14 protein-coding genes are annotated in these 8,512 nt (G+C 41.9%); 11 read left to right on the top strand and 3 right to left on the bottom strand.

Features of this window, described 5'->3' with window-relative positions; all coding sequences use genetic code 11:
• Nucleotides 1–126: 126 nt before the first annotated feature.
• Complete coding sequence (locus CK510_RS21380; RefSeq protein ID WP_095723627.1) at nucleotides 127–2,526, bottom strand: DnaB-like helicase N-terminal domain-containing protein; 2,400 nt, start codon at nucleotides 2,524–2,526, stop codon at nucleotides 127–129.
• Between the two features lie 128 nt (nucleotides 2,527–2,654).
• Nucleotides 2,655–2,900 (bottom strand): hypothetical protein, encoded by a 246-nt coding sequence (locus CK510_RS21375; protein ID WP_095723626.1) that lies wholly within the window; start codon nucleotides 2,898–2,900, stop codon nucleotides 2,655–2,657.
• A 334-nt stretch (nucleotides 2,901–3,234) separates the two neighbouring features.
• Between CK510_RS21375 and CK510_RS21370 the strand changes: the two genes are divergently transcribed.
• The gene (locus CK510_RS21370) at nucleotides 3,235–3,570 is read left to right on the top strand and encodes a KGK domain-containing protein (protein WP_095723625.1); all 336 of its coding nucleotides are present in this window, start codon (nucleotides 3,235–3,237) and stop codon (nucleotides 3,568–3,570) included.
• Between the two features lie 74 nt (nucleotides 3,571–3,644).
• Here the strand turns inward: CK510_RS21370 and CK510_RS21365 are convergent, their stop codons facing one another.
• Nucleotides 3,645–4,022, bottom strand: a complete 378-nt coding sequence (locus CK510_RS21365) for a hypothetical protein (RefSeq protein ID WP_095723624.1) — start codon at nucleotides 4,020–4,022, stop codon at nucleotides 3,645–3,647.
• Nucleotides 4,023–4,350: 328 nt separating this feature from the next.
• Here CK510_RS21365 and CK510_RS21360 point away from each other — a divergent pair, with 328 nt between their 5' ends.
• The 10 genes from CK510_RS21360 to CK510_RS21315 all read left to right on the top strand — a co-directional run bounded on the left by CK510_RS21360 (nucleotide 4,351) and on the right by CK510_RS21315 (nucleotide 8,453).
• Entirely contained in the window at nucleotides 4,351–4,812 is a 462-nt protein-coding gene (locus CK510_RS21360) for a hypothetical protein (protein ID WP_095723623.1), read from the top strand.
• Entirely contained in the window at nucleotides 4,809–5,072 is a 264-nt protein-coding gene (locus tag CK510_RS21355) for a hypothetical protein (protein ID WP_095723622.1), read from the top strand. Before CK510_RS21360 ends, CK510_RS21355 begins: the two co-directional genes overlap by 4 nt.
• Before the next feature lie 13 nt (nucleotides 5,073–5,085).
• Nucleotides 5,086–5,595: a hypothetical protein gene (locus tag CK510_RS21350; RefSeq protein WP_143289372.1), complete on the top strand. Its 510-nt coding sequence runs from the start codon at nucleotides 5,086–5,088 to the stop codon at nucleotides 5,593–5,595.
• Complete coding sequence (locus tag CK510_RS21345; RefSeq protein WP_095723620.1) at nucleotides 5,595–5,867, top strand: hypothetical protein; 273 nt, start codon at nucleotides 5,595–5,597, stop codon at nucleotides 5,865–5,867. The genes CK510_RS21350 and CK510_RS21345 overlap by 1 nt, the downstream gene beginning before the upstream one ends.
• The gene (locus CK510_RS21340; protein WP_095723619.1) at nucleotides 5,852–6,418 is read left to right on the top strand and encodes a hypothetical protein; all 567 of its coding nucleotides are present in this window, start codon (nucleotides 5,852–5,854) and stop codon (nucleotides 6,416–6,418) included. Before CK510_RS21345 ends, CK510_RS21340 begins: the two co-directional genes overlap by 16 nt.
• Nucleotides 6,412–6,630, top strand: a complete 219-nt coding sequence (locus CK510_RS21335; RefSeq protein ID WP_095723618.1) for a peptide ABC transporter substrate-binding protein — start codon at nucleotides 6,412–6,414, stop codon at nucleotides 6,628–6,630. Before CK510_RS21340 ends, CK510_RS21335 begins: the two co-directional genes overlap by 7 nt.
• Nucleotides 6,631–6,769: 139 nt before the next feature.
• Nucleotides 6,770–7,006 (top strand): hypothetical protein, encoded by a 237-nt coding sequence (locus tag CK510_RS21330; protein WP_095723617.1) that lies wholly within the window; start codon nucleotides 6,770–6,772, stop codon nucleotides 7,004–7,006.
• Nucleotides 6,996–7,196, top strand: coding sequence for a hypothetical protein (locus CK510_RS32905; protein ID WP_095723616.1), 201 nt, complete (start codon nucleotides 6,996–6,998; stop codon nucleotides 7,194–7,196). The genes CK510_RS21330 and CK510_RS32905 overlap by 11 nt, the downstream gene beginning before the upstream one ends.
• A complete protein-coding gene (locus CK510_RS21320) occupies nucleotides 7,183–7,455 on the top strand; it encodes a hypothetical protein (RefSeq protein ID WP_095723615.1) in 273 nt (90 codons plus the stop codon). Before CK510_RS32905 ends, CK510_RS21320 begins: the two co-directional genes overlap by 14 nt.
• A gap of 8 nt (nucleotides 7,456–7,463) precedes the next feature.
• On the top strand, nucleotides 7,464–8,453 hold the full coding sequence (locus CK510_RS21315; protein WP_158224941.1) for an Arm DNA-binding domain-containing protein: 990 nt from the start codon (nucleotides 7,464–7,466) through the stop codon (nucleotides 8,451–8,453).
• The last annotated feature ends 59 nt before the right edge of the window (nucleotides 8,454–8,512 follow it).

Below are 8,512 nucleotides of genomic sequence, written 5' to 3'. Positions count from 1 at the left end.
TATTTTCTGATTTAGTGGACGACACAGAAACTGTATGAACCAAAATAGCCTAAAAAGGCACAAAGTCAACAGCCTAGACTGTACCCATGCACTCGCAGGGAAAACCGTAGAAATTCCCGACCCTGACTAATGACGCATCACTCGAATACGATCGCACCCGTGACCGGAAACCTTGATAAATTTTCCATCTACATCTACAAAAGTGTGGGTTTTTCGCATCGGCTCGTAATGCTCGCCTGATTCTACCCATTTGCAGTTATCAACCCATTGAGCGGGGGCAACATCAGTCTTATAGACCTGAAAATTTTTACTTCGCAACCATTCATCTATATGATGTTTAATTCTGGTTTCAGGTTTACTTTTACCTATTTTTTCCTCAACCATTATTGCCCTGAACCCTTCACCTGTTGGGGTAATAGTAAATTGCCACATCTTGCTATCAATCTGTTGCGCGATCGCTTTTACTTCCCCAAAGCACGTTACATGTTTGGCTTGAATTTTTTGCAACGGCTCGCTTTTTGTTCTTGTTGGTATTTCAGGGATAAGTGACTGTTGAATTGGGGCAATATCTTCTGGATTTTCGGGCGGATTATAACACACGTTGGGGGCATAAATTTGCTGCTCCTGCTGATTTAGCTGCTCCTCTTTTGTATTTAAGGTAGGAGCAGCAAATTTATCTATACTGGGTATGGCTTTCAGCATTTGCTGCTCCTCTGCTCCTCTTTTTTCGTGTTCTGGTGGAGAATTCTCGAAAAAAGTTTTAGTTTCTGTAGGAGCAGAGGAGCAGCAATCCTGTAATCCATGCTGGGTATAGATATTTGCTGCTCCTATTTGCTGCTCCAGGGTCTCACCCCTCACCCCCTCGGTAGGAGCAGCAAATTGAGTACTAAGTGGGATTGCTCCCTCATAAGCTAGGTAAAATGTACTAGCACGACTCCCTCTCCCTCGCTTGCAGTTAACTAGTCCATCGCAAACAAGTAAAGACAACGCTTTAGCGGTAAAGGAACGCGAGTACTTGACGTAATGGACTAATTCTTCACAGGTGTAGGGAACATTAGGGGAATTCCGCAAATATTCAAGGATGCTGGCTCTACAATTAACGTCTGTCTGATTCTCTAGGTTGTCTTTGTCCTGTTCACCTAAAAATACAAAATCCAAATTATCAGGCTCGAATATTACCCGGTACTTTTTACCGGAAGAGCGCGATCGCGATTTCTCTACTGTTAATAGTCGGTCGTTGGGTGTGGCGAACTGGGAGATATCCTTTTCTATTTTCCAAACTTCGGATACCGCGTTAAATATTGCCGAGCTTCCACGAATATCACCATTGCGGTTAGCATGGTGAACTAACATAAAACTGGTGTTATGTTCGTTAGCTAAACCAGTTAATTCTAAAATCGGACGAGCATAAGCAACTTCGTTCTCGTTGTAACTAGAAAATCGAGAACTAAAAGTTAGAGAGTCGATAATTACAAAATCTGGCTGAAAATCCTTTAAATCTTGGATTAGTAACGGCATATGTTCAAAACTCCAATTAAAGCGAATCTTGATGTATTGCCCTATATCACCCTCGTCATAACCCATTATCTCTAGTGCTGATGCCATGTCACTCTCTCTTTCGTCACCCTGGTAAATCATTATTTTGCGCTTTTGACCAGTGGCGCTAAATTCTCCGAGGTTTTTACCTTGGATTAGCGATTTACATACTTGATACAGGAGTTTTGTTTTTAATATTCCTCCGCTCCCGTAAAGGACTCCCGTAGTACGCTTAGGGAATAAACCCTGATGCAACCATTCCTTAGTTGAAGACCTTGCTACTTCCTTTAGTTCTTCATAGGTCATCAACGGGGAGACTACTTTCTTAACAAGGTGACGAGCGTATAAGTCTTCTAGGAACCTTGTACTTTTTGAAACCTCACAAGCTAATTCCTGAAGACAATACAGACGATAGTCAGGTTCGACAATCTTTGTGTATACATTCTTTAGTTTGTCGATAAGATGATTAAATCGACTAAGGCGATTTTCGTCTTCAGTTTGTATTAACTCTAACCCTGTTAGTCGCTCGGTTTTTTTGCGAACTATTCCAAGTATTTCATCTATCTCCATTTCGTTGGAATAGCCTAGTTGCATCGTGCTATTACCTAATTCAATCAACCCGCGTCGTAGCGCCTTTTGACATATTAACCCTGCTAAATGGTCTATGTTAGCCGTCGAAACGCACCTTTCAAGTAAGCTTACTAGCTTGGTTTTACCCCCAATTTTATCTAATTGGTGATGGTCACTCAGGTAACTAGTCAGTGTCAAAAGCTCTGTGGGCTGATTCTTCTTTGATAATTTTAAACAAGCTTCATAGATTAGTTTATGGCTTGGAAGATAAAAATGTTCGGGTTTAAGTCTGAACTTAATTCTATCAATCGCACCTGGGTCTAGCATGACACCACCGAGGACTGATTCCTCTGCTTCTAAACAGCAAGGGGGTAAAACATCGGGAACCGTTGGGGTAAAATCATGAGGAATTGCAACCATATCAATTCACCCCCAAGGTAGAGTTATTTATTGAATTAATATGCGCTATGATAGGCATAATAATTAATAATTTGAAGCCGGGAAAACGAGTAAGCGCTCGTTTTTTTTCTGTCTGTTTTTTCATGGTGTTATTGTTTACTTGGTAATGTTTTCTGGTTTAAGTTTGTTAGTGCTTTTAAGGACTTGCGCTCGGCACCAAGAGCGAGGGATAATTCATCTACCTGTATGGTTTGCGGGTTAAATTCTCTCAACTCGTCAACTACTGCCTGTATCAATAGATTCTGTTGCCACAGGTGGTATTTGAGGGTGTCAAAATGTCGTTCGATACGCAGTAGGCGTTTTTCCAAGTCGTCAGAAGGGGATGTTGTCTTCATATAGGAATTTCAAATCCTTGCGATCGCAAATATTGGAATAGTCATCAAGGGCGCTTGATGGGTAGTCGAATATAAATTTTGGGGTGTGGAACGTAAGGTTTACTTCTAGAGTAAACCCACGATCAAGTTCCCAGTGGCGAAACCACAAATAAACTGGGAAGATAAACCGGAGTTGGAAGGATCGGAATTTTCGGGATTTTACCGCGCTCCACATGCAGAAGTGGAGTATAGTCGTTAGTTCTTTGAATTTGGGCATTGGTGGATCGGGTAGATTTTTGGGAAAGATTTAATTAGCCGGGTGCAAGCTGGTTAATTAAATCAGGAGAAAAATGTTGTGAAAGAAATAATTGAGTTAGGCGACGATGACGTAATTTCAATGAAAAATATCAATTTAAACTTGACTAAGCAGTTGATGAGCAAGTTTTCTGACGTTAAGCAGGTAGCCAAAAACTATGTAGGAAACCCTCTACTTGAGTGGATTAGTAACGGCACTGAATGTGAAGTACTACAAATAAACGGAGGGGGTTGGATAAAAGGACGAATTAGTGCGCGTATCGCCATAGATTTTGTGCCTGATGCCAAGGAAGAGATTATCGAAGTAGAGGAAGGGGATAAATCTGTATTGGATGATCTAAGGGAGCAACTTAACAAGGATGTCCCCACCCATTAACTCGACAGTCATATTTGGAATTAGAATCTGAAACTGGATAAAAGCAAAGCCGTCCACCCAATGGGTGAGACGGCTTATTTGTCTAAATCAGAAGCTAAGTCATGTATGTCCTGCTTTAGCGCTTGAATTGCTTCTTTAAAAATCGCCTCATGCTCTTTACTCTCAACTAGACATGCTTCAAGTCGTTGTTGATGTGATTGAACATAGCTTAAGTAAGCGTTTTCTATAAATTCAAGACGCTCTAGGATTTTCCCATTAGTAGTTTCTCCTGACTGGGAAGTTGTCCCAGTGGTATTTTCCCCTGTGCAATTTGTCGTATCAAATCCGATCTGTTTAACCCCATCGCTTCTGCTTGGGATTTGAAGGCTTCCCAGTCCCTCTCGCTTATTCGCACTGTTGCACGGATTGAATCTTCTGCTAGCGTCTTGGGTCTTGACATTTTTACATAACACAACAACTACGCCTATTTTATAGTACGAACAAAACTTTTTTGTCAGAACAAAACTATTGACTTATTCTGTTCAGACATTATACTAACATTAGTTCTGTCTGAACGAAATAAAAATGCGATCGCAATTTTTAGAGATAAGTCTCACCTGCGGGTTATTGCGATTTGAAAAACCTCATTACGTGACCACGACTAAGGTCTACCTGCGGGTATAGGTTACAGCCAACAAAATAGGGGAACAGCCAAAGCCATTCCCCGCAATCAAAATTTACCTATTCTCGAAATTTGTCGCAATTGGATTATGTCACGGAAAACAAACAAGGGGAACGTTAGTGGCAACTAAACAACCCAAGTCAACCTTAACCACTCCCCAAGTTGCCGAAACTATTGGGGTTGCCGAAAGTACCGTCCGTAGCTGGTTATCCCGCCATACCTGTTTTGTCGAAGGACACCACTACGTCAAAGAAGAAAGCGGTCGTACCCTCTGGTTAGAAGCGGGAGTGGAGTTTTTAAAAACCCGATCCAAAGAGTTTACAGATCAGGTACTTGAAAATGATATCCCCACTGGCACTGGGGAAGAAATAATCGAACCTCTATTAGATGCAACAGCCACAAAACTCGCTCACTCCTTCTTCCAAAAATTACCGCAGCGCACTGTGTCCCGTATCCGGCAAATGCTTGCTAACCCTAGCGATGAGGACAGAGAAATATTGCAGCAGTCAGTGCAACAGTCGATTGAAGCTGGTGCAACGCATCTGATTGCGAATACCACAACTCGGAGGTTGGTGGGATGAAAACTAGCCAAAGACAAACCGACTTAAAGGTTGTCCCCTTCCGTGGGGAGATGTACCAAGATGAACCCGTGACCACCGTTGCTGCAAAATCGAATAGCTCGTTCATCTTGCTAACTTGTTTATGCCTAATCGGTGTCGGCATCGCCCTGGGTGCAACAGTGACTTACAACTCAACCGAACAGGAACAATTGCGCAACATGCAGCAGCAGCTGCAACAGTTCGACAAAGTTAAAAAACAATTATGTACAGTAGGAGTCTAAAGTTATGGGAATCATGGGAACCGTTTTTAATAAGACTGGTACGGGTGGGAACGACGATAACAAGGATAAACGCACCTACCAAGGCGATCACAATTTAAGCCTTGAGACGACGTTACAGCCAACCGATGATAATGTTATTTCCCCGCTTAACCAAAATAATTGGGACAGCATTCGCACCCAATCGGTGGTGACGACTCCCACTTATTTCTCAAAGGAACAAGCTGACAATCTTCGCGCACTAGCCAAAGACAAAAAATCAGGAGCGATTCAAAGTAAACGAGCCTATAAGTCTCTAAAAACTATTGAGAAATCAGACACTACGGTTCATGTAGAACATCGGAACTACCAAAAAACCGTAGCGTCTTGCGAAACCGACAAGCAACGCTCTAATGCCAGTTTATCCCGGAAACTGCACAGGTTACGTCCTGAATACGTAGGTATGGGTAAAAGCATTGAGAAAGCCGAAAATAAGGCTAATAAACGAATTCTCGAACTTAGAGCAAAAATTGAAGCCGTAACCTAATGATTTCTAAAGCGCTGTATTTAATTGGATTATTTCTAATTGGATGCAGCGCCTCTAGCCTTTTGTCGTGGTTAGGGACGCTGCATCCGAATATGGTTCGAGTTGTTGGTGCTGCTTATGGCTTATTGATTGCGGCTTGGTGCGTGTGTTGGCTTTGTGATGATGCTATTGCCCCTTATTTCAAAGCTAGGAATCTAAATTTCTACGCTTGTTTGATTAGTTTTGGTGTGGCGGTGTTGATTGGAGGGGTAACTACATGGCTAACCAGTTAATTCTTAGTAACTGGCATAAAGCTTATATGTACGCTGGTTGCGCCTTGGGAATGTGGTTAGCCGCATCAGCCCCAATTGGCAAAGTAGGTAAGGGCGCGTCGTTGTCCTTGTCACTATTGCATGGCGTTGCACTAGTACGGACTTCTAGGAAATTGATTGAAGAAGAAGCGGCAACGATTGCCAGAGCCGCAATGAATAAGGAGCTACGTAATACCGAGATGGTACTTGAAACCGAGCAAATCGAGTCGGAACTTGCACGAGTCTATGCAACAGAAACAAGTTCCGAAGCTGGTTCCACGCCGGAAATTATTGACGAGCTGCGGGAATCGCTAGAAGCTTTGTGGTTGACCGTTGCGGAAAGTTCAAGTTCCGAAGTTCCAGGTTCCGGGAACCGTAAATCGCTTTATTTAGCAGTTGTAAATTTACTGAAAACCGGGAAAACCGAAACTTTTGTAATCAAGGAAGTGTTGCAGCAGCAGGGGAGAAGTTATCAATCTGGGAAAGATTTTTTACAGGAATTATTACAGGAGGGAAAGGAAAACGAATGGTAACTTACAACCGCTATGCGGGAACTGGAATAAAAAAACTTTTAACTGAGAGAGAACTAAAGGAGGCGAGGGACTGGCTAGTTGATTGCGCGTTTGCTGATGTTGACGCTGATGATATCTACTACAAGATGGATGAGACAGAAATAGCGCGAGCTATTCGACAGCATTACGACGGAGGGGTTGAAGCTTTTAGACAATCTGTAAGCGCTAAATAAAAACTGCGATCGCAATTCCCTAGTACCACACCGTAGAAATTGGATCGCACATTAGGTATATCAATAATCGCATGCATCTACTGCATGCGATTATTTATACCCTAATTAACTTGGACAAAAATTTACAAATCTTAAAAACATGAAAACAGGAATTACCTTAGAAACCTACAAAGGCGAGCCAGTTTGCCCAGAGTGCGGATGGTTAGAAGTCAAAAAAGATAACGAGCATGGGTTTTACAGCTGTTTAAGCTGTGGCGCGACATGGGCGCTTGACCGCGATGACCCCGATTATGAAGAATGCGACGACGAGCTAGAAGTATTCGATCACGAGCAAGGAACCTGGAAGAAAATTTGGGTGAAAAGCGATGAATATTAAAAATGACTTTGAGTCAAGCGATAGCGAAATAAAAGCACTGGTTCCGGTTGCCGACAAAAAAGCGATCAAACATAACGCTCTAGGAAACAGATACGAGCCTAGTCCATGCCCGTTTTGCGGTATTAAAAAAGAGGTTTTTGTTAATGATGCAGGCGAGTATCGTTGTGGAGCATGTTATGCCGAATGGTAAAGTCGTTAAATATGATTCTGCTTTTGTTGCCAAGTTACGTAAACAGCTAGCCTTAGATAGTTTCACCATTAAAAAAGATAAAGAGAATAAGGCATCGTGGATAATTTATTCCTCTGCTGGGGATGAATATTATTTAATTTGTCCCTATCAGGACTGGTGGGATTTAAAGGGTTTTAATTCAGGAGCTTCACACTATCAAAAAGTTTGCGACATGAATTTGATTGAAACGCACATAAAGCATTGTGAGAACGCTGACTAGGGAACATCGTGGTTGATATCGATAAACTGATATCAAAAGCAAACGAGCGGCTTACCTTCACGGGAGTATCAATCAAACGTGAAGGTAAGCGGCTCGTTTTACGTGCTAAATTCCCCCCAAAGCCCAACGGGGCAACGGCTGATAGATTGAACCTTGGATGGCACTCTACCCCCGAATTAATCAAAAAAGCCGAGGCAATGGCGCGAAAAATTAGTGGTGAGATTGACTTGGGTATATTTAACTGGGAAGAATATTTAAAAAATAATTATCAAAATTTAAATTCAGATAATAGTATTAAATTTCCAAATAATTTAAATTATCCTAATAATTTAGAATTTCAAAATACGACAAATTATCCTAATAATTTAAATTCAAAATTTCACCCCAAGCAATTAATCCTTACCTGCGGGGAATGGATAGAAAAATTCGAGATAGATTATTTTAACCGCAGAGAACGCAACAACAAGTCAATGTCCACATGGACAGTCGAGTACTACACGGTTTTTAAAAACCTACCCAAGACTGAACCGCTTACCCCTCAACTACTCAAAGATTTAGCACTAACAACTAAACCCGATACTCGCACCCGTAAGCGATATTGCATGTGTTTACAGGCTTTAGCAAAATTTGCCGACATCGATGTTAATTTAAAGCCCTATTCGGGGAACTATGGGATTAACAGCGTCAAACGTAGAGAGCTACCCGAAGATATTAACATTGCGACTTATTTCCACCGAATCGAGCATCCAGGCTGGCAATGGGTCTATGGCATGGTTGCAGCCTTCGGCTTGCGGAATTACGAGGCGTTCCGGGTGGATATTCGCGAATTCAAGAAAAATCCTAGTACATGCATATTGACCGATTCTAAAACCGGCCCGCGAATAATTAGCCCCTATTACCCCGAATGGATAGAAGAATTTGATTTAGCAAATATTCGATTACCCTTACTCAACCGCGAACGAGCTAACCGCGATTTAGGAGGGGTAATCATCTGTTGATATTTTACCTAGATTTACCTATGATTATAGATGGTTAATCTAGGTAAATTATGGATAGG

The sequence above is a fragment of the Brunnivagina elsteri CCALA 953 genome (genome assembly GCF_002289455.1).
In the GTDB taxonomy this organism is placed as follows: domain Bacteria; phylum Cyanobacteriota; class Cyanobacteriia; order Cyanobacteriales; family Nostocaceae; genus Brunnivagina; species Brunnivagina elsteri.
The sequence above is the reverse complement of the archived record's forward strand: the minus strand, read 5'-3'. Positions and strand labels throughout refer to the sequence as shown.